This is a genomic window from Bacteroidia bacterium, from assembly GCA_037045145.1.
Classification (GTDB): domain Bacteria; phylum Bacteroidota; class Bacteroidia; order AKYH767-A; family OLB10; genus OLB10.
The window spans coordinates 309,898-331,988 of sequence record JBAOIA010000011.1 but is presented as its reverse complement, the minus strand read 5'-3'; the positions used below and the strand labels follow the sequence as shown (position 1 = coordinate 331,988).

At 36.6% G+C, this 22,091-nt stretch carries 16 protein-coding genes; 5 read left to right on the top strand and 11 right to left on the bottom strand.

The features are described from left to right. Positions 1 to 13 precede the first annotated feature (13 nt). Positions 14 to 3,406, top strand: coding sequence for an efflux RND transporter permease subunit (locus V9G42_02335; protein MEI2758254.1), 3,393 nt, complete (start codon positions 14 to 16; stop codon positions 3,404 to 3,406). 200 nt (positions 3,407 to 3,606) lie between these two features. On the opposite strand, the gene rseP is transcribed toward V9G42_02335, so the two are convergent. From rseP to V9G42_02305, 6 genes are all read right to left on the bottom strand, one after another. Then, the gene (rseP, locus tag V9G42_02330; GenBank protein MEI2758253.1) at positions 3,607 to 4,938 is read right to left on the bottom strand and encodes an RIP metalloprotease RseP; all 1,332 of its coding nucleotides are present in this window, start codon (positions 4,936 to 4,938) and stop codon (positions 3,607 to 3,609) included. A gap of 15 nt (positions 4,939 to 4,953) precedes the next feature. Beyond that, on the bottom strand, positions 4,954 to 6,123 hold the full coding sequence (locus V9G42_02325) for a 1-deoxy-D-xylulose-5-phosphate reductoisomerase (protein ID MEI2758252.1): 1,170 nt from the start codon (positions 6,121 to 6,123) through the stop codon (positions 4,954 to 4,956). A 117-nt stretch (positions 6,124 to 6,240) separates the two neighbouring features. After that, entirely contained in the window at positions 6,241 to 8,076 is a 1,836-nt protein-coding gene (glmS, locus tag V9G42_02320; GenBank protein ID MEI2758251.1) for a glutamine--fructose-6-phosphate transaminase (isomerizing), read from the bottom strand. 6 nt (positions 8,077 to 8,082) lie between these two features. Continuing rightward, entirely contained in the window at positions 8,083 to 9,375 is a 1,293-nt protein-coding gene (locus V9G42_02315; protein MEI2758250.1) for a DUF4270 domain-containing protein, read from the bottom strand. A gap of 50 nt (positions 9,376 to 9,425) precedes the next feature. Continuing rightward, positions 9,426 to 10,253, bottom strand: a complete 828-nt coding sequence (locus V9G42_02310; GenBank protein ID MEI2758249.1) for a glycogen/starch synthase — start codon at positions 10,251 to 10,253, stop codon at positions 9,426 to 9,428. 164 nt (positions 10,254 to 10,417) lie between these two features. Beyond that, on the bottom strand, positions 10,418 to 11,779 hold the full coding sequence (locus V9G42_02305; protein MEI2758248.1) for an EpsG family protein: 1,362 nt from the start codon (positions 11,777 to 11,779) through the stop codon (positions 10,418 to 10,420). Positions 11,780 to 11,892: 113 nt separating this feature from the next. On the opposite strand from V9G42_02305, the gene V9G42_02300 reads away from it, so the two are divergent. Then, a complete protein-coding gene (locus V9G42_02300; GenBank protein MEI2758247.1) occupies positions 11,893 to 12,888 on the top strand; it encodes a ligase-associated DNA damage response exonuclease in 996 nt (331 codons plus the stop codon). Between the two features lie 107 nt (positions 12,889 to 12,995). Here the strand turns inward: V9G42_02300 and V9G42_02295 are convergent, their stop codons facing one another. The 5 genes from V9G42_02295 to V9G42_02275 all read right to left on the bottom strand — a co-directional run bounded on the left by V9G42_02295 (position 12,996) and on the right by V9G42_02275 (position 17,401). Beyond that, positions 12,996 to 13,397, bottom strand: a complete 402-nt coding sequence (locus tag V9G42_02295; protein ID MEI2758246.1) for a hypothetical protein — start codon at positions 13,395 to 13,397, stop codon at positions 12,996 to 12,998. Between the two features lie 46 nt (positions 13,398 to 13,443). Further along, on the bottom strand, positions 13,444 to 14,577 hold the full coding sequence (locus tag V9G42_02290; GenBank protein ID MEI2758245.1) for a serine hydrolase: 1,134 nt from the start codon (positions 14,575 to 14,577) through the stop codon (positions 13,444 to 13,446). Then, on the bottom strand, positions 14,574 to 15,311 hold the full coding sequence (lipB, locus tag V9G42_02285; GenBank protein ID MEI2758244.1) for a lipoyl(octanoyl) transferase LipB: 738 nt from the start codon (positions 15,309 to 15,311) through the stop codon (positions 14,574 to 14,576). The genes V9G42_02290 and lipB overlap by 4 nt, the downstream gene beginning before the upstream one ends. A gap of 69 nt (positions 15,312 to 15,380) precedes the next feature. Next, a complete protein-coding gene (locus tag V9G42_02280; protein ID MEI2758243.1) occupies positions 15,381 to 16,634 on the bottom strand; it encodes a M28 family peptidase in 1,254 nt (417 codons plus the stop codon). Continuing rightward, positions 16,634 to 17,401, bottom strand: a complete 768-nt coding sequence (locus V9G42_02275) for a hypothetical protein (protein ID MEI2758242.1) — start codon at positions 17,399 to 17,401, stop codon at positions 16,634 to 16,636. The genes V9G42_02280 and V9G42_02275 overlap by 1 nt, the downstream gene beginning before the upstream one ends. A 186-nt stretch (positions 17,402 to 17,587) precedes the next feature. Between V9G42_02275 and V9G42_02270 the strand changes: the two genes are divergently transcribed. The 3 genes from V9G42_02270 to V9G42_02260 are packed head-to-tail and all read left to right on the top strand — an operon-like array spanning position 17,588 to position 22,076. After that, a complete protein-coding gene (locus tag V9G42_02270) occupies positions 17,588 to 19,786 on the top strand; it encodes a TonB-dependent receptor (protein MEI2758241.1) in 2,199 nt (732 codons plus the stop codon). 1 nt (position 19,787) lies between these two features. Continuing rightward, complete coding sequence (locus tag V9G42_02265) at positions 19,788 to 20,816, top strand: HmuY family protein (GenBank protein ID MEI2758240.1); 1,029 nt, start codon at positions 19,788 to 19,790, stop codon at positions 20,814 to 20,816. A 21-nt stretch (positions 20,817 to 20,837) separates the two neighbouring features. Further along, a complete protein-coding gene (locus tag V9G42_02260; GenBank protein MEI2758239.1) occupies positions 20,838 to 22,076 on the top strand; it encodes a T9SS type A sorting domain-containing protein in 1,239 nt (412 codons plus the stop codon). The last annotated feature ends 15 nt before the right edge of the window (positions 22,077 to 22,091 follow it).

Genomic DNA, 22,091 nt, shown 5'->3' with positions numbered 1-22,091 from the left:
CCGCAAACGTTTTATGAAAGATATATTTAAAGAATTCAAGCCCTCATCATGGGCGATTGATAATCGTACTGCTATCTACATTATTACCGTCATTATTACGCTGACGGGTATCATGTCATACATCAATATTCCTAAAGAAAGCTTTCCTGATATTTCTTTACCTAATATTTATGTCAGTGTTGTCTATCCGGGTACTTCACCAAAAGATATGGAGAATTTGGTGGTGCGTCATATTGAAAAAGAATGCAAAGGAATTTCAGGTGTAAAAAAAATCAAGAGTAATGCACTGCAGGATTATTGTAGTATTGTTGTAGAGTTTAACAGCGATGTAAAGATTGAAGAAGCTAAACGAAAGGTGAAAGATGCTGTTGACCGCGCGCGCAATGACCTTCCTCAGGATTTACCCAACGAGCCTGATATTATCGAAGTAAACTTCTCTGACCTACCTATTATGGCAGTAAACCTTTCCGGTGATTATGATCTTGCAAAATTGAAACGCTATGCTGATGATGCAAAAGATAAAATTGAAAGCCTCAAAGAAGTTAAGGAAGTAAAACTGATAGGAGAGTTGGAGCGTGAGATTCAGATAAATGTTGACATGCTTAAGCTGCAATCATCCGGATTGACAATGAGCGATATTGAACGTGCTGTTAAATACGAGAACATGACTGTACCCGGTGGCGGTGTACGAATGGCCGATGGAACACGCAGGTCATTGAGTGTTTCTGGGGAGTTTACTAATGTTGATCAGATAAAAAACTTAGTCGTAAATTCAATAAATGGTGCTCCTATCTATTTAAAAGATATTGCAGAAGTAGTGGACTCCTACAAAGAGCAGGAAAGCTATGCGCGACTAAATCATAAAAACGTAATTACACTCAGCATCATCAAACGCTCCGGTGAAAACCTGATTGATGCATCAGATAAAATTGTGGATGTTGTTAATGAACTTAAAGCAAATTCATGGCCTAAAGATTTGAATGTAGTACTTACAGGAGATCAGAGCGAACAAACACGTGTTCAGTTGCATGATTTAATAAATACAATCATCATTGGATTTGTGTTGGTATTAATGGTGCTGATGTTTTTTATGGGAACAAGTAATGCATTCTTTGTTGCTATGTCAGTACCACTGTCTATGTGTGTTGCATTTTTAGTATTACCTGTAATTGGTTTTACAATTAACTTTATTGTGTTGTTCTCCTTTCTGCTTGCTTTGGGAATTGTTGTTGATGATGCTATAGTTGTTATTGAAAACACACATCGAATTTTTGACAACGGAAAGACAGATATCGTAAGAGCGGCAAAAATGGCAACAGGCGAAGTGTTTTTACCGGTGCTTTCAGGAACACTCACCACACTTGCACCATTCGTACCCTTGGCGTTCTGGAAAGGTATCATAGGAAAGTTTATGTTCTTTCTACCAATTACTCTTATCATAACATTACTGGCATCTTTAGTCGTTGCATACATTATCAACCCGGTGTTTGCCGTTAGTTTTATGAAAAAACACGATGAAAAGCACAACCCATATAAAGGTTTGAAAATTACTTCTATCATTTTTATTGCTATTGCATTGATATTTTATGTGACTGGTGTTTTTGGTATGGGAAATTTTACCATTTTTATTCTACTTCTGAATTTGCTTCACAGGTTTTGGCTACATAAAGTTATTGTTCGTTTTCAGACTAAAACTTGGCCTTCAGTACAGGAATCATATAAAAGAATGTTGATTAAAGTACTTCATCGCCCACGTACAATGATGGCAGGAACTATTGGATTGCTGTTTTTATCATTCATTGCAATTGGACTTCGAAACGGTGGTGTAAACTTTTTCCCTATTGCAGATCCAAACTTTGTTTATGTTTTCACAACACTGCCTGTTGGAACCGATCAGGCCTATACAGACTCTGTTACAAAAATTCTGGAGGGCAAGGTGTATAATGTGTTGGGAGAAAAGAATGATGTCGTAAAATCTGTTATGGCAAGCGTGGGTGTAAACGTATCTGATCCTTCAGACGAAGATCAGGGATACTATGCCAACAAGAGTAAAATTGAAGTTGCTTTTGTCGAGTACAGTAAAAGAAAGGGTGTTTCAACAAGCAACTATTTAGAGAAAATCAGAGAAGCAGTAAAAAACACTGTTCCCGGTGCTGAAGTTACTGTTGCACAAGAGCAAGGTGGACCACCTGTAGGAAAACCAATTTCTATTGAAGTTAGTGGTGATGATCTTCAGGCAATAACTACAACTTCTAAAAGCCTTAAGCGATATCTCGACTCTTTACAGATTGAAGGTGTGGAAGAGTTAAAATCTGATTTACAGGATAGCAAGCCACAAATAGTATTTGATATCAATCGCGAACACATGAATCGTCTTGGAATTATGACAGGTACTGTAGGAAATGAAATCAACATGGCAGTTCTTGGCCGCGAAACGTCAAAGTATCGCGATTTAAATGATGAGTATAAAATTATGCTTCGCTATAAGTTAGATCAGCGCTATGATGTAAACCTGCTTAATAATCTAAAAATACTTTATCGCGACATGTCAATGGGCGGGTTGGTACGTAATGTTCCATTAGCATCTTTTGCAACAGTGAAATATGATAACACCTATGGTGTCATAAAGAGAAAGAATCAGAAAAGGGTGGTAACGGTTTCTTCAAACCTGCTGACCGACTATCAAAGTCGCGAAGCAGAGGTTGTGAGTAATGTGATGGCTGCGGTTAAACAATTTCCAAAGACAGAGGGTGTAGAAATTAAGTTTGCAGGCTCGCAGGAAGAACAAGCAGAAACAATGTCGTTTCTTGGAACAGCATTGTTGATTTCTTTAGGATTGATTTTTATGATATTGGTAATTCAATTTAACTCAATAGGTAAGCCCATAATAATTTTATCTGAAATTATATTTAGTATTATAGGAGTATTACTTGGGTTTGCCCTATTCAAAATGGGGTTCTCTATTGTGATGACAGGTATTGGTGTTGTAGCACTTGCAGGTATTGTTGTTAGAAATGGAATATTGTTGGTTGAGTTTACAGAGTTACTTCGTGAACAAGGCGTACCAACATTCGAGGCAATAGTTGAAGCCGGTCGCACCAGAATGACTCCCGTAATTCTTACAGCCACTGCAACATCATTAGGACTTATTCCGCTTGCAATAGGTTTGAATATTGATTTTGTAACGCTGTTTACAGAATTTAATCCTCATATTTTCTTTGGTGGCGACAGCACAGCTTTCTGGGGACCATTGTCCTGGACAATGATATTCGGGTTAATGTTTGCCACTTTCCTTACACTGTTTTTAGTTCCGGTAATGTATCTGATGTCAGAAAATCTGAAATCAAAAATTTACAAAAGACCAAAGCCGTTAATGAAAAAACCGGATGATGAATTGATTGCCTGATAGAAATTTTTAAAGTTTATAATTGAACAAGGCTGTCTCAGAATGATATTTGAGATAGCCTTTTTAATTTTTGACAATTATTCTATTACTTAAAAAAACTTTCTAATTTAAATTCGTTTATTAGGTAACAGGTAAAATAAATCTTGCTGCAAGAAGGCCAACTAATTTTGAAATAAGGAAGAAAAAGTTGTAATAAAAAACTATTTAATAAATGCCCGCCAGATATCGTTTCCAATAACAAAGACCATTAATGAGAGGAGTAAAACCATTCCAACAACCTGAGTTTTTTCCATAAATGCATCACTGAATTTTTTACGTGTTACAGATTCAATAAGCAGAAATAAAACATGCCCGCCATCGAGTGCAGGAATAGGAAGTATATTCATAAAAGCAAGAATCATAGACAGCAAGCCGGTAAGCACCCAAAAATGTGGCCAATCCCAAGTGCCACCATAAATTTTTGCTATACCAATAGGCCCTTGAACAGATTCCTGAAATTTTTCTTCACCTTTAAAGAGTTTCTTAAACCCTTTAGCATTGCTCACTAATGTTTCAAATGCATCTGATGTACCAAATGCCAATGCTGATGATAATGTGTAAGGTGTTTTAATATATTCCTCAGGTATTACTACGTCACCATTATATCGCACGCCAATAGTTCCTTTTGAACTGATGTTTACTGTAATGTCCATGGGTTTGCCATCGCGAATTATTGAGAGTAATGCAGTTTCTCCTTTCTTATCAGCAAAGTAGCGTTGCATAAAATCTTCACCGGTAATTTTTTGTTTATCTACCTCTGTAATGATATCACCGTTTTCTACACCGGCTTTGAATGCATTTTCGCCAACTACAACTTCTTTAACAACATAGGTCAGATGTCCTGCTCCAAGAAAAAGTGAACGTGCATTAGGACCTGTTTTTTTATAAAAATCATCAGGCACTTCAATTTGTATTGTCTCACCAATGCGGTTAACAGTTAATGTTGCACCAAATAATACACGTGTTGAAAGTAAGTCATCAAAACGATCGAATGGTTTTCCATTAATAGCAACAACTTTATCTCCCGTACGCAAACCAATTTCCTCACCCAGTTTATAGGCAACAATGCCATGTTTAACAGAGTCGTTTTTAAGATAACTACCTTTGTAGTGCAATAAGCTCATTGAAAAAATGGCAATGCCAAGGATAACATTCATTACAACACCTGCAACCATGACAATTAATCTTTGCCATGCGGGCTTACTCCTGAATTCCCAAGGTTGTGCAGGCTGTGCCAACTGATCTTTGTCCATGCTTTCATCAACCATGCCTGCAATTTTTACATAGCCGCCAAAAGGAAGCCATCCTATACCATATTCACAATCGCCTTTTTTAAAGCTAAATAATTTTATTCCCCATGCATCAAAAAACAGGTAAAACTTTTCGACCTTGATACCGAACATTCTTGCAGCAAGAAAATGTCCCAGTTCATGCAGGGTTACCAATATTGAGAGGCCCAGTATCAACTGAGCTGCCATAATCAATCCACTCATCAGATTTTAAAAATTTTATGCGAAGTTAATTTTTTTAGTCAATAATATTTCCGTTTGCAATCGTGTTTCTGTATCTGTTGCAATAAGGTCTTCAAGCGATGGTTTTTCAATGTAGGTAATTTTTGACATGAGATGTTTTGTAATGCCGGGAATCTGAAAGAAACTTATTTTCTCTTTGAGAAACGCAGCAACAGCAACTTCGTTTGCTGCATTAAGAATACAAGGCATGTTTCCATCTTTTTTCATTGCTTCTTCAGCCAGGAGTAAGGCAGGAAAAACTTCTGTATCCGGTTTCTCGAAAGTAAGTTGAGGGTAGTCAAAAAAACTGAATCTCATGAAATCGGTCTTCAGGCGATGTGGATAGCTTAACGCATACAGTATAGGTAGTTTCATATCAGGCAAACCCATTTGTGCTTTCATGCTGCCATCAGTAAATTGCACTACAGAATGTATGATTGACTGTGGATGTACAACAACATTAATTTGATGTGGCTGCAATCCAAAGAGCCATTTGGCTTCAATCATTTCAAGGCCTTTATTCATCATGGTAGCAGAGTCAACCGTAATTTTTGCACCCATGCTCCAGTTTGGATGTTTCAATGCCTGAGCCAATGTTACCTGTTCTAACTCTTTTTTACTTTTTCCTCGGAATGGCCCGCCCGATGCTGTTAAATAAATTTTGTCTATCTGGTTATGAAACTCTCCTGTAAGACATTGAAAAATGGCTGAGTGTTCGGAGTCAACAGGGTAAATGCTCACACCGTTTTCTTCTGCAAGGGAGGTTATAATTTTTCCTGCCACCACAAGTGTTTCTTTATTGGCAAGGGCAATGGTCTTTTTACTTTTTATTGCTGCAATCGTTGGTAACAATCCTGCATAGCCTACCATGGCTGTAAGAACAATGTCAATGGAGTCGGACTGTACGGCTTGTTCAGCAGACTCAATTCCGGCAAAAACTTTAACCGGAAGGTCTGCAATATTTTCTTTAAGCGTTTTGTATTTCTCTTTATCAGTTACAACAACTGTAGCAGGGGTAAATTGCCTTACTTGTTTTTCGAGTAGTTCAATATTACTGTTTGCAGTTAATAACTCAACTTCAAAAACATCGGCATGTGCGGCAATCACTTCAAGTGCCTGCCTGCCAATACTACCGGTTGAACCAAGAATTGCAATTCGTTTTTTCAAAGTTTTTTGACTATGAGCAGACAATATTAGTTAAATCCTGTTGAAGTATGAATTATCCAGCAGCGATATGGTAATGTTAACTGAAATTTTATGAGAGAAGTTGATGAAACACAAATGTTACTCAACGGTAACACTTTTTGCCAGATTACGAGGCTGATCAACATTACAACCACGCATAACTGCAATATGATAGCTTAATAACTGCAATGGTATTACACTTACTAATGGTACAAGAATATCATCCGTTTCCGGAATTTCAATTGCATAATCTGCCATCTTCTTAACATCAACATCACCTTCTGTTACAATGGCAATTATTTTTCCTTTACGTGCTTTTACTTCCTGAATGTTTGAAACCACTTTTTCGTATGAAGAATTTTTTGTTGCAATAACAACTACAGGCATTTCTTCGTCAATTAAAGCAATAGGCCCGTGTTTCATTTCTGCAGCAGGATAACCTTCGGCATGTATGTATGAAATCTCTTTAAGTTTTAATGCACCTTCTAATGCAACAGGAAATCCATAACCACGACCTAAATAAAGGAAGTTTCTGGAGTCTTTAAACAATGCAGATATTTCTTTAACCTTATCGTTTGATTTAAGTGCAATTTCTACTTTTGAAGGAATGGTCTCAAGTTCGTTGAGCAATGCACGAAAACGTGATTGTGTGATGGTACCTCTTTTGTTAGCAATCTGAAGTGCCATTAAGGTCAGTACTGTTACTTGTGCCGTAAATGCTTTGGTAGAAGCCACACCAATTTCCGGTCCGGCATGTGTATAGGAGCCTGCATGTGTTGCACGTGGAATAGATGCTCCCACAACATTACAAACGCCAAAGATTGTTGCACCGCGTTCTTTAGCCATTTCAATGGCTGCAAGGGTGTCGGCAGTTTCGCCACTTTGCGATATAGCAATTACTACATCATCTTCTGAGATGATAGGATTTCTATATCGGAATTCGGAGGCATATTCAACCTCTACAGGAATACGTGCCAGGTCTTCAATAAGATATTCTGCAACCAATGCTGCATGCCATGATGTTCCGCAGGCAACAATGATTATTCTTTTTGCATTGATAAGTTTATTTTCGAATTCGCTGATACCACCTAATCTCAACCTGCCTTTGTCAGCATCAATACGACCACGCATGCTGTCCCAAATAGAGCGGGGTTGCTCATAGATTTCTTTCATCATGAAATGATCGTAACCACCTTTTTCAATGGCTTCAAGCTTTAACTCCAATTCCTGAACAAAAGGAATTTTGGTTTCGTTATCAATAGTTTTTACAGTCAGCTTACCATTATCTATTGTTGCAACTTCGCCATCGTTAAGGTAGGCAACGTTTTTAGTATATTCTACAATAGGTGTTGCATCAGAAGCAATAAAAAATTCGTCTTTACCAATACCCACAACAATAGGGCTGCCCTTACGTGCAGCAATCATTTTGTTAGGCTCATTCTTTGATAAAACAACAATGGCATAAGCTCCAATAACTTCGCCCAAAGCAAGACGTACAGCCTCTTCGGTAGCTACATGGGTTTTATGTTTTATTTCTTCAATAAGATGTATCAGCACTTCAGTGTCTGTATCACTTTTAAATGTATGACCTAAGTTTATCAGCTCTTGTTTAATGGCTGCATAGTTTTCGATAATACCGTTGTGGATGATGGCTAAATCTTTCGATTCGGAATAATGCGGATGTGCATTTCTATCGTTCGGTTCACCATGTGTTGCCCAACGTGTATGTCCCATTCCTACTTGTCCGACTAAATTTTTATCAGATACATAGGCGGCCAGGTCAGCAACCTTTCCTGCTTTTTTGTAAACACTCAATTCGCCATTCAATAATGCCACACCGGCACTGTCATAACCGCGATATTCCAAACGCTGAAGTCCTTTAATAACTATTGGATAAGCTTGACGATTTCCTATATAGGCAACGATTCCACACATGATATTTTATGGATTTAATTTTGTATAAGTAATTTGTAGTTTCATTCGTAATGTTGACATAGAATCACCTCCTGTCAAAGCCACACGATTTGGTGTTTGAAAGGCTACCGGCACCCTGACTCTTAAGTACATTCCGTAGTCTATACGTTTTTCATATAAAATCTGTTGCAAAAACTGTGCAATATTAAAACGATACTGATTATTTGCCAGTCCACCGCCAAAAAGTGTAGATGAACGTGTCAAATCAGGCAAAGTTTGTATTTGCCCTTCAGAATCTATGGCATAAAGACTCAATGCATCAGGAGCAGGAAAATTGGTTACGGTACCAGGGTCAACATTAATTATTAATTCAGCTTTATTAATGGATATAGGTCCTAATTGTTTCAGGTTGTTGAGATAGGGAATGGTGATCTTTGTTTTTATACCACCCATTGTCTGAACGTAGGCTTTATCAGTCAGAGGATTGGTGAAATCAAATGCTGAATAATCATGTGTAAACCTGCTGAAACGGGCTATGCTGCCATCAGAACTATAAAAATAAAACGGTAATGAGTCAATGCCTGTAGTAGCCGGATCTGTAAAATACATTATCATTGACGAAACGGTTGTTTTTGCATCGAAATTGATAATACTTCCATACGATGCTGCTGCCGGTTTAATACAAAAACCTTTAACCGTTTCTTTAAATTTTGATGGATCGCTTAAGTCGGAGTTAAATATTTTCTGACCTAAAACATCATCTAGTCGCAGACGCAGTCGTGGGGCACTTTTTGTTGAGTCAATATTTACAATACTGTCTTTTACATCTTCAACCTTAAATGTTATTTCGCCAACTTTTGTGCTGTAATTAAGATTGTTGAAAGAATAATAACTTGCCGTGTCATACATGGCATCAGTGAGTTCATAAACCTCAAAAGTCTGCAAGGCAGAAGTGTCACCGTAGTTAGAAATATATGCCAGATTCAGAAATAACGAATCAAATGTTTTGTTGGTATTGGAAAAAACTGCTGATGGCTTAAGTTGTGTAAATAACTCAGCACTTGTTTCACCAAAAACAGGGTCAACATATTTTCCGATCATTAACTGATGATTGGTGGCCTGAAGTTCATAAAGCAGATGTGCATCGGTACGCAAACTGTCTTCCTGCTTATATGAAGTCTGAAGTGTCAATGTGTCGAAAAAATCAACATTCATGGCATCTTCTCCGGGTAAGAGGTTCAAACCTACAGAATCGGGTTTGTTACATGAAATGCTTAGAAGCACGACACATGCCATCCACAAACGCTTAAAGTGTTGCATATAAATAAGGCGTGGTTTTTGAAAATAATTTATGTTGGACAATACTCTGCTTAGGCTTCAATGGATATTTCTTCCATGATTTCGTCATAGAAAGTATTGTATGCCTCAACGTAATTTTCAGGAGATTGGTATGGTAAAATCAATTTGCCTGATTTTTTAATATGATTATCAATCTTGGTATTGAGTTTTTCAGCACCTTTAATGATAGCATCGGACTTGTTAATTGCAGCAATTGTAATGTTTTCGAAGTTTGGACTTTTTATGTCTTTTACATCATTAGTTGATATTCCTTCCATCATTAACTTTTTGGAGTAACTGTCATGAAAGGATTCACTGAATTCATCATCATACACAGAATACACTACTCTTGCATTTCTGAAAATAGGGTCTTCGCGATAAGCTGTTTTTACAAATAATGGAATCAGACTCGACATCCAGCCATGGCAATGAATTATATCCGGTGCCCAACCGAGTTTTTTAACCGTTTCAAGAACACCACGACAGAAGAAAATGGTTCGGTCGTCATTGTCTTTAAAAAAGTTGTTGTCTGCATCATGCGTTGTGTGTTTTCTTTGAAAATACTCCTCATTATCAATGAAATACACTTGCATGCGAGCAGCCTGAATACTGGCAACCTTTATAATTAAAGGATGATCGCTTTCATCAATTATCAGATTCATACCTGAAAGTCGGATAACTTCATGTAATTGATTTCTACGCTCATTAACAACGCCAAAGCGTGGCATAAAGGTTCTTATTTCTTTACCTTTCTCTTGTGTGCCTTGTGGCAGATGTCTTGCAATGTTACCTATTGTTGAACTTTCGAGATAAGGGAAAATTTCCTGCGATATGAACAGGACCTTGGGCTTTTTAATCATGCAATCTTCTTCTCTTAAAATTTACGTATGCAAAAATATATAAAAATTCCCTTTGCACCGGCAAAATTTTAACGATATTTTGTTAAAGTCGTTGATATGCAGGTAAAAGGATTAAACTTTAACTTTAAATGAAGACTAAATTTAGCTATTGAGATTGATAATTTTTATGGAAATAGGCTTTTTGCCCATTTATGTGTAAAGACACTTTTAAAACAAACATCATTAAAACTGTCTTGCCCCGGTATATAATAAATCTTCATATTGGCATTTTTCAATCTTATCAGTTCCTGCTCATCGGCATAATGCAACAGTGTTATTTGCTCGTTCAGGTGTCCTATACTCAAAATGGAAATCATATTAACCCAATAGCCACAAATCACTGCATTGCCACCTTGTAGATGCTGCACTTTTTCAATAACACTTTCAGCATATTTTATTCGCTGTATTCTTTTGGCATAATCGTCAACAACATTACCACTCAAAGGGTCGAAGCATATCCGTTGGTTATTAACTTTTCTTGTTAATGCAAATTTACCGGGTAGTGCCGACCGGTTGGGCTCGGCCAGATTGATACCTGCAAAAAAACAGCTTGTTGCCAATGAAGCTGTAATCACTACGGGCCAAACTTTGTCCTGCAATGCAATCAGAATTATTATAAACACGAAGGGAATTATTGGAATGAGATATGCAGACTTATGCGGTTCATAGAAAAAAAGTAAGGTATAAATTATAATTGTTGATGCGGCACACAACAATATGGGTTTATATTTTCGGCTTTGGTTTCCAATAATAATATTTTGAAGAGCATATCCAAAAGCTATAACTATAACTATAAAACCCAATGTACCCCAAACTCCAAAAGATGCTTTATAGATGGTTTTTAAAACAGAGGGATATCCAAACTGATTTACGTAGGTAAGAAACTTTAATTGATATTTCAGAATTAATGGAAGATAGCATAGTGTACTGAGTATGGGTGTAAGAAAAAGCAATTGCCTGATATGTTTCCAGCTTTTATCAGCTTTATAGAGATAAATACACAGTGGTAGTATAAAAAGAATAGCAGTGATGCGGCATCCTGTAGCTAAAGCAAGCATGAAGGCAACTAAAAATATTTTTCTCCTTCCTGCAAAATAGAGTGATGCTAATAAGAAACACAAAGACCAGTTATAATCCATTGCATTGGTACTTTGAATATAAAATACTGGAGTAAAAGCAAGCATCAACGCTCCGGCTGTAGCATTGAGTTTATACTTATTGCAGATTAAATAAAACAGCAACACAGCAATGGTACTTAACAGCGCTGTACATAGGTTAAAAACAAAAGAATGTCTTACAGGCAAAAGGTAATAGATATACTCAGGTACAGGGTGTCCGGGCAAACGTGAATACTGATAACTATGTGTTGAATCCATTGCAAGTGCATTCATGGCATAGCCCCATGCATCTTCTTCGGCACCATAACCGGCATCAAGAAAAAACCAACGACTGGCAAACACCAATATTCCCAAAAGGATAAGCCGCATAGTCTGATTCATGGACGCAAAGTAACATGTTTAAACCATTTTTGTATGATGTTAATTCTATTTTAACAACACATTTATATCTTTACGTAATTACAAATAATTGCATCATCGTCATGGCAATGTTATTAGAGTTGACAAACAAGGGTATTTACTGTCCACAGGCAGATGTCTATATTGATCCACATCGCAGAGTGGAAAATGCCATCATCACACATGCGCACAGCGACCATGCACGCCCTGGAAGCAGTCACTATCTTGCTCATAAAGATTCAGAAGCCATGCTGCGTATGCGATTGGGCGAACAAATCAGTTTGCGTACGGTTGATTATGGTGAAACATTTACCATTAACGGAGTAAAGTTCTCTTTGCATCCGGCAGGTCATATTATTGGCAGTGCACAGATAAAGGTTGCGTATAAAGATGAAGTATGGGTAGCAGCTGGCGATTATAAACTACACGATGATGGTTTCTGTCCTAAATATGAACAAGTAAAATGTAATGTGTTTATTACAGAGTCAACGTTTGGTTTACCCATTTACAAATGGCAGCCACAACAACAGGTGATGCAGGATATTTCTGCATGGATAAATACAAATAATCAGCAACAAACTACTTCTGTGCTGATGGGTTATACGCTTGGTAAAATGCAAAGGCTTATTAAACACTTAAACCATTTTGACTTTGGTATTTATGGAACACCCGATGTTGTTGCTGTCAACAACAGATTGCGCGAAGCCGGTTGTGATTTGCCTTATGTTAAACAGTTGAAATCAAACTATGAAAAAGAAAACCTGAAAGGGGCATTAATATTTGCATCACCATCAGGGGCGCGCTCAGCATTATTCAAGAAACTTGAAAACTATAGTGTTGGTTATTGCAGTGGCTGGATGTTGCATGGTAAATCGAAATATTACAGTCATGTTGACCGTGGTTTTGCACTAAGCGACCATGCCGACTGGGAGGAGTTGAATACAGCAGTTAAAGAAAGTGGTGCAGAAAAAATTTATGTAACTCATGGAAGTACAGCAACATTTTCAAAATGGCTTTGCGAAAATGGATATGATGCAAAGGAAATTAATATGATGAAAGGGGTAGGTAGCGTTGATTAAAATGAAATTAATGTTTTCGCATAAATATTTTAAAACCAAACAAGTGTTTTAAACTATTTTCGATTTTGAAAACAGAAAAAGCAAACCGATTACAGATTGTTTATTGGTTACCTTATCATCACACCACGCTTTTCAAGCAATGGTATCTGTGTAAAAAATTCTTCGTTGATTACGCCTGGAAGAAAGACATATTTACGATCGTACATGGTGTTGTTGAGATAAAAGCTTACCCAGTACTCATTATTCAAGTTAAGAACATTATCTGTAATAGGTTCAATTTTTGCACACGAAAGAGGAGGAATATTCTCTATAAAATGTCTGAGAGTTGACGTTTTTCTTTCTTCACCTTCCATCATGCCATAGCCTTTACTTGTAATCAACACACCCTCCAACACTTCATTTTTCAGGTTAATGATGTAGGCATTCCAAACATCAGCACCGTTTGATTGCTCTTTTACTATGGCAACGGCTACATTTTCAACTTTTAGTTGTGGAATATCTTTTAGCATATAATATTTAACGAGTAATGTAATTAGAAGTTACCGTGACAGCGTGTTATTCAAACATTTTAATGACCTGTTCGGCATAAAATTTATAATCATTAGGCTTTCCATCCGGATTATTACTTCTTTTATGGCCTAACCGTACAATAATCATCTGCATATCGGGAATAACAATGACATATTGTCCTAAGATGCCACGCATGTAATATACAGGGTGATTACTGATGGTGGATAACCACCATTGATAGCCGTAGTGTTGAACAGGTTTATTATCTTCTTTATTAGGTAAATTATTTGGTGTGATGCACTGGTGTATAAAAGCAGAGTCAATAATTTGTGTGTCATTCCAACGACCATGTTGTAGCATCAATTTTCCAAACCGTGCAAAGTCACGTGCATTGCTGTAAAAACAACAGTAAGCTTTTTCTAAACCATCTTTATGGTCAAGGCTCCATTGTGCACTGTGTTCGGCACCCAATGGTTTCCAAAGTTTTTCAGAGGCATACGCTGCAACACTCTTTCCGGTTGCTTTGTTGACGATGATGGCTAACAATTCCGAATCGCAGCTTTTGTATTCCCAAAATTTACCGGGAACTTCGGCAACACCCAATGAGGTTACTTGTTTGTAAAGTTCTGTACCATAATAGGCTTCCGTAACCTGTGATGTCAAAGATGAATAACCTTCATTCCAATCAAGCCCCGAACTCATCATCATCAGATGACGTATGGTGATTTTCGATTTTTCTCCATCTTTAAATTCAGGAATGAAATCTGCAACCGGCTGATCGAGACTTTTAATTTTTCCTTCGTCAATTGCTTTTCCTATCAATAATGCTACTATACTTTTTGCCATAGAAAATGAGTTGGAGAGTGATTGCTGCCCATAGTCCTCCCAATATTTTTCAAAACAAATGGAATCGTTTTTTACGATTAAAAATGCAACAGATTTGTTGGCTTCCAATAATGCAGTTAGTGTGTCGGTCAGATTTTTTTTGTTGTAGTCTGTAGAAAAATTCCATGGCAATCCGGTTCCATTTTTAACCTCTCTGTTGTGAAATAAATTAAGATCGTCAATATCAACAAAGTTGTAAACAAGAGCTTTGTAGTAATACAGTTTTCCTGAAGCTGCAAGTATTCCTGTTGTTATCAGTAAAATAAACAGCAGGTATTTGATTATCTTTTTCATGTTCTTTCTTTTACAATAAGTTTTTCTTTTCCAACATTTTTAATTGATGCGTTAAAAACCTCACTGAAATGCTTTAGTAAAATGGATTTCACTTCATCAAGATTCATATTTTTTCCAAGTTCTTTTTCCATGGATGTAACTGCTTTATCGCTGATGCCGCATGGAACAATGTGGTTAAAATAATCTAACTGTGTATTCACATTGAGTGCCCACCCATGCATAGTTATCCATCTGCTGCATCGTACACCAAAGGCACAAATTTTTCTGGCACTTGGCTTTCCTGCATCAATCCACACCCCTGTAAGTTTTTCAATTCTACTCCCAACAATGCCATATTCATTTAAGGTTCGAATAATAACCTCTTCGAGGAAGCGCATATAGCGATGAATGTCATTAAAAAACAAGTCAAGATTCAGAATGGGATAGCCTACAACTTGTCCGGGACCATGATAAGTAATATCGCCACCACGATTTATTTTATAGTAGGTAGCATGGGCATTTTTAAGTTGCTGCTCGTTAGAAAGCAAATGTTCAGGCTTTCCACTTTTTCCTAAGGTGAAAACATGCGGATGTTCACAAAACAATAAGTAATGCGGTGTTGGTGCATGATCGCCAAATCCCTGATTACGTCCTTCTAATTTCAGTTGCATAATCTGTTGAAGAAGTTGCTCTTGAAAATCCCAGGTTTGTTTGTAGTCCGATGAACCTAAATCCGCATAAAGTATTTCCTGCACTTTTATAAAATATAATAATTTACAAAGATAATTGAATAGGAGAAACGATTTTTCAGTGATAAAGTTTGCTCACTGCAAAGCAATGACGAATGATTTTAAAAGCTGAAATACATTGTCATACTTGGTTAAAGTCAGAGTTTCTGACTTGTCCATTACGTCATGATACCAGGTAACGCCACCAAGTGTATAAATAAAAAATGAAGGCACACCGTTTTCACTGAAGTAGTAGTGGTCACTGTTTTTTGCTTTACCTCTTTTGCCAATGCTGCTTACATATTTGGCTGTGTCGTTGATGGATTGTAAAATTGAAAAATCTTTTTCAAATTCAGTTGCATTAACAACCATAATACCATCATCGCCTGTACCAAGTAAATCGAGATTTATCAAAAATCGAATTTTTGATAATGGAAGCAAAGGATGATCTGTATAGTATTTTGAACCCTGTAACCCGGCTTCTTCACCTGCAAAAGCAATAAATAAAATAGAATAGGGTTGTCTGTTTTCTTGTTTTGAAAAATATTCTGCTAAAGAAAGCAACATGGCAACACCACTTGCATTATCATTAGCACCAGGAAAAAATGTTTTATTTCCCATGCCACCTAAATGATCGTAATGTGCAGTTATTACAATTAAAGAATCAGGTTTTTTATTTCCGGTAATTAATCCAATTACATTTTTTGATTCATATCGTGTATTAAATTCAGCATCTGCTTTTATGGTGATGTTTTTAGTTTGACGACTGAATAAACTATCATATACTTCAACAACAGGAGTATTAAACACAGAAGTGCCAACACTCCATGTTAATTTATTCGTTTCAAGAATCACCAATGCTCCTTTTTTTCGTTTAAACAGTAATGTTGTAATTTCTTTTTGATGCTTATTGTAAACCGGACGTGTTATAACATAACAACTGTCGAAATCATTGTTAAGACATGAAATAATTTCTGAAGAATCTGCCCATGCTATAGGCCAGGTTCCATTCGCAGCTGATGATTGATGATGAATTATAAATTCTTTTCCGGGAATCCAGCTTTTTGTGTCGGTAATCAAACTTACATTTTTTGGAAAGCGGTTTACCGGATGTGTAAAATGTTGAAACCATCTGTTATTAACAGGCGTTAATCCAAGATTGCTGAATTGTTTTTTAATGAAATGTGCCGCTTTCTTATCGCCATTTTTTAGGTAGCCGCGACCAAAATATTTTTTTGAAGTTAATTCTGTAATGACTTTACGTGCATCGTCTTGCTGTGCAAATACAAGATGTCTCTGGAGTAGTACACAAATAAAAATCAGTGATGCAAGAGTATGTTTTCGCAGCATTACATGAATCGCCTTTGCAGCAAATCTACAAACTGCCTGAAGGCATCGCTTTTCTTGTCTATCTGATTGCCGGAGGTAATTTCAGAGTCGAAGTACATATAGGCTTCGTTAAAATTTGCTGAGGAGTTTAACCTGTCTATCGCTGATTGATATTTTATAGAATCGTCATTAAACAACTGATTGATAAACAAAAATTTTTCATTAATGCCAATGGCTTTGACCAAATCAGTGATAGGTGATAATTTTAATTTATCTGCAATAGCAAAAGCCGGTTGTTCAACACCTATTTTATCATGTATGGTTTCCGTCTCGTGAAACATAGTTGCCACAGTCTGATCCACCACTTTAAAAACCTCGGCTCTTACTGATTGTACAGGTGGAATAACAGGCTCAGAATTTTTAACAAGTTTTACTTCTTCTACCAGCACTGTTTTTACTTCTGAAACTATTGTAGTTTCTACTTTAATTTCCGGTTCCATTGTTTCAACACGTGTTTGTTGTTCTGGCTCAGCTTTTTCAATGACAGTTTGCAGTAATGGTTGCTTCATTGTTTCTGTAAAAGCTACCTGCACAGGTTGCTCATTATTGTAAACGGATTCAAGTAATTGAAGATGATTGATTTTATCGTGTAGTTTCATCAGTTTGCTTTTCAACATATCCAGTTCATCATTTTCAGGAATACGGTTGTCTAATGAAAAAACGCCCCATTGCCTATAGATCTGTTCAATTGCAACTTGAATTTCGTTGGTGATAGATTGCTTTGTCATGAAATTGTGTTTTTATGCTAACGCTAAATAAATTAATTCATTTTTGATTTGGAAAATCTAACTGTAACCTCAGAATATTTTCATGAGCAAAATTAATTGTCATACTACTGTCAACATTATTGGCTGACTGATATTTATCAACACAACTTTTCTGTGCTGAAGGGAGGTGCTTTTACTTTTGCAACCGTGAAAAAACCCATACTCCTATTCACATTTTTTCTGTTATCTGTAACGCTCTTTGCTACCGATCAAGTATTATTTATTAAAGATAAATCCAATGGCAAGCCGGTAAATGAGGCCGTTGTACTTTGGATAATGCCTTCCGGGAAATCACAAATTCTACTACCCGACAACAAAGGATGTGTTAAATTGCCGGCAACAAGAGAATCGGGTTCTTTAATTGAGGTGCGTTGTCTTGGTTATCAGAACCAAAAAATTAATAAAGAAAATTCCGGTGATACCATTTGGCTAACCAGAAATGAGGTCAGCCTCAATGAAGTTGCTGTCACAGCATCTTATGCACCTGCACCTACCATACAATCTACCTATGCCATAAAAGTAATTGGCAAAGAAACTTTTGACAATATGGGCGCTGTTAATGTTGCCGATGTTCTCAGCAAACAACTCAATATGAGCACTGGTTATGATCAGGCTTTCGGCAGCACACTAACCATGATGGGCATGGATATGAAAAATGTAAAAGTGCTGATAGATGGTGTACCTGTAATAGGAAGAATGAACGGAAATATTGATCTCAACCAACTTAATCTTGCAGCAGTTGAAAGAATAGAAGTAGTTGAAGGACCAATGAGCACTGCTTATGGTACAGATGCAATTGCAGGCGCCATAAATCTGATTACAAAACCACAAACTATTAAAAAAACTACTGCAGGCGCATCGGCTTATTACGAAAACATTGGAACCTACAACACGGACCTGAATACCTCCGTAAACTTTAAACATGCAGGGCTTAAAATTACAGGAGGGCGAAACTTTTTTGAAGGATGGAACCTTATTGATGACAGAAGAGCTTTTGAGTGGAAACCCAAGACACAATATTTCGGTACAGCATTGCTGCAATATACTTTCAACAAGGTGAAGGTTGCATATCAAATGGGCATCTTTGATGAGAAAATTACCGATAAAGGCCCTGTCACAATTACACCATTTTCGGCTTATGGTTACGACACTTATTTTAAAACCCTTCGCAACAACCATTCAATTAGTTACGATTGGTTCCTTTCAGGAAAAAATAAAATCAATGGACATGTAGCTTTTTCAGGATACGACAGGCATAAAGAAGTTTTTCTGAAAGATATGGTTGCCCTTGAACAGACAGAACTTACAGGCCCTGATTTTAGTGATGAAACAAAATTTTACAGTTGGAATGTTAGAAATGCATTCAGCCATGTTGATGAAAATAAAAATATTAATTATCAGGGAGGCATAGATTTTAATATTGAAAATGGAACAGGTAAACGTATTAGCAACAAAGCTGCCATGCAGGAATATGCAGTGTTTGCAAGTGCAGAGTACAAACCTTTTTCTAAACTGCTTATCCGACCCGGATTGCGTTATGCATTACATTCAGATTTTACAATTCCGTTAATTCCTTCGCTGAATCTAAAGTATGATTTAACAAAAATTCAAGCGGTTCGTCTTGCATATAGCCGTGGATTTCGCACTCCCGGAATTAAAGAACTTTATCTTGACTTTATTGATATTAATCACAATGTTCAGGGAAATAGTAACATAAAGCCTGAGTCGTCAGATAATTTTCAGTTAATATATTCCTTATTGCCACAGATAAAAGGTGTAAAAATAAATTCAGAGATAAAACTGTATTACAACAAAGTAAAAAACCTGATAACATTAGCAACTTATAGTGATACATCAAACCTATATACCTACATCAATGTCGGACACTTTACATCACAAGGCATTGAATGGTCAAATAAAATTGATGTTGGCAGTTTTTCAGTTTCAGCAGGTATTTCCTATACGGGAACATCATCCTTCAACGAATCACTTGTTAATGATTTGTCATGGTATCCACAGGTAAATGGCTCTGTAAGCTATTGTTTTAAACCTTTCGGATTGACAGCAGGAATGTATTACAAGTACAATGGAAAAGTTCCTGTGTATGTTTTAGACAGTAAAGGCAACAGCCTCAAACAAACCAACGAAGATTATCAATTGCTCGATGTTACCGTTTCAAAAAAAATATGGCAGGACAGAATTGAAATAGGAGGTGGACTTAAAAACATTTTTAATGTTACCGATGTAAGAAGATTCTCCACAGGCGAAATACACAGCGGTGGTTCATCATCTTCCTCTTTGCTTCCCGGACGATTATTTTTCTTAAAACTTTCAGTGAATATTTAACATGATAAACAAAGTCAGCATATATTTATTTAGCTTATTCATTGCAACATTGCTTTTTACCTCTTGCGAAAAAGATAATGACAAGGCAATTGTGCTGCCTCCTATTGACACAACCTTACAATCCATGCAAGTAAATATTGGAGTAAATTACGATACAGTTGTTTTTGTAAGTCTGACAGCCGGTGTTGTAAAAAGCAGTGCAGTCAAAGATTATGATCTGTCATTTGATGCTTCACCCGAATCAAAGCATATTTATCTCAACACAGGCAAGTACATGTTTGCTTGGCGTACTCAATGTACAGATATTATAAATACTGATACAACAGGACTTAACTGGCTCACCGATTCTGATAATATGCTGGGTGATAGCACTGTGTTTGGAAGTAATTTAACTTCAAGTGGCGATGTAAATCAACAAATAGTAATTATTGACAGAGGGAAATTCAGCCATATAGGCAGTGACCGTTATCGTAAAATTCAAATTGTGACTATTGACAGCAGTACCTATACGATTCGATACAGCAAATTGAATAATTCCGATTATCATGAGTTTGTTATAACAAAAGACAATAACTACTCACAGGTTTATTTTTCTTTCAACAATGGTGGTCAAATGGTAAGCTTTGCTCCACCTAAAGATCAATGGGAAATGATGTTTACCCGTTATATTCACACCTATTGGGACGAGCCATTGCAATTCAGATATTATTCTGTAAACGGTGTTCTGTCTAACCGATGGAACAATATTACCTGTGCAATTCTTAAAAAAGATTCTCTGCCCGGTTATATGCCATTCGAGAATTTTAATCATAACGATATTTCTTCTTATCCATTCTATTCAACAGGAAATATTATTGGATTTGAATGGAAGTATTTCAATTTTAACGACAATAAATATTACATAACACCCGACATATATTATATACTCAAGGATAAAAACGATCAGTATTATAAAATAAAGTTCTATGATTTTTACAATACTTCAGGCGAAAGAGGTTATCCTGCATTTTATTATCAACGTATTTTTTAAATTCTTAAATTAAATAATCAAATGATACACATTTCTACAACTACTAAATTATTGATAGCACTGTTACTGCCTTTTACTGCAATTGCACAAGTAAGCGAAACAGTAACCATTAATGCCGGCTACACCAATCAGACTTTTTACAGTATGGCCAATGCTACCATATCAACCATTGACAATACTGATTGGGACCTTGGATTTCAGATTTCAGGTTTTGAAGCAGCCATTCTCATCAATTCAAAGAATAATGTAAAACTTTTTAAAGCAAATAAAGATGCCTCGGAGTGGAGTACCATGACAGCTGCAGATACAACAGGTATGTACAATTACGAGTTGTTGAATAACGAAGCACATATGTTTAACGGTGCATTCAACACCACAGCAGACACATCCGATATGTTTGATCTCGGCTGGGGAGAGTATGATTTAGGCTCGCACGCTGTAATGGGTGATTCTGTTTATTTTATAAAACTAAATAGTAATACAGTTAAAAAAATCTGGATTGAATCGCTTATCAATGCAACCTATAATTTTCGAATTGCTGATTTAGATGGCAGCAATGAAATTCAACGTTCATTACAAAAGTTGAGCTATCCTGCAAAGAACTTCGGCTACTACTCAATTGCAAACGATCAGTTCTTGGACCGCGAACCAACCAAGGACAGTTGGGATCTTTGTTTCCAGCAATATGTTGATCATTTTATCAATTACAAAGTTACAGGGGTACTCACCAACGACAGTGTACAATCTGTTAAAGCCTATCCGGTAAATGATGTAACTACTGCCACCGATGCAGGTTATGGGTATTCATACGAAAACAACCTTATTGGCTATGACTGGAAAGCTTTCAACGGCTCAACATTCGTAATTGAAGATTCTGTTGCTTATTTTGTCATAGACAAAAATAATCATAAATGGAAAATGGTATTCACCGGATTTGGTGGTTCTGCTAACGGCAACTTCTATTTTGATAAATATGACATGGGTCCATTATCGGTTTTGGAAAACAACAGTATTGAAGCTATTGCACTTTATCCGAATCCTGCAACAGGTAACTCGCAACTTATTATAAACAGCGACAATGCCACAACAGTTAATATTGTTGTTACAGAATTGAATGGCCGTTTGGTTTCATCATTTGCAAAGCAAGTAAATGGGCTAAGTAACATAACAATTCCTTCAGAAAATTTCACAAAGGGAATTTATATTGTAAAAATTGACACCGGCAAACAACTACAACAACTTAAATTGGTTGTACAATAATATTGAGTTGATTTT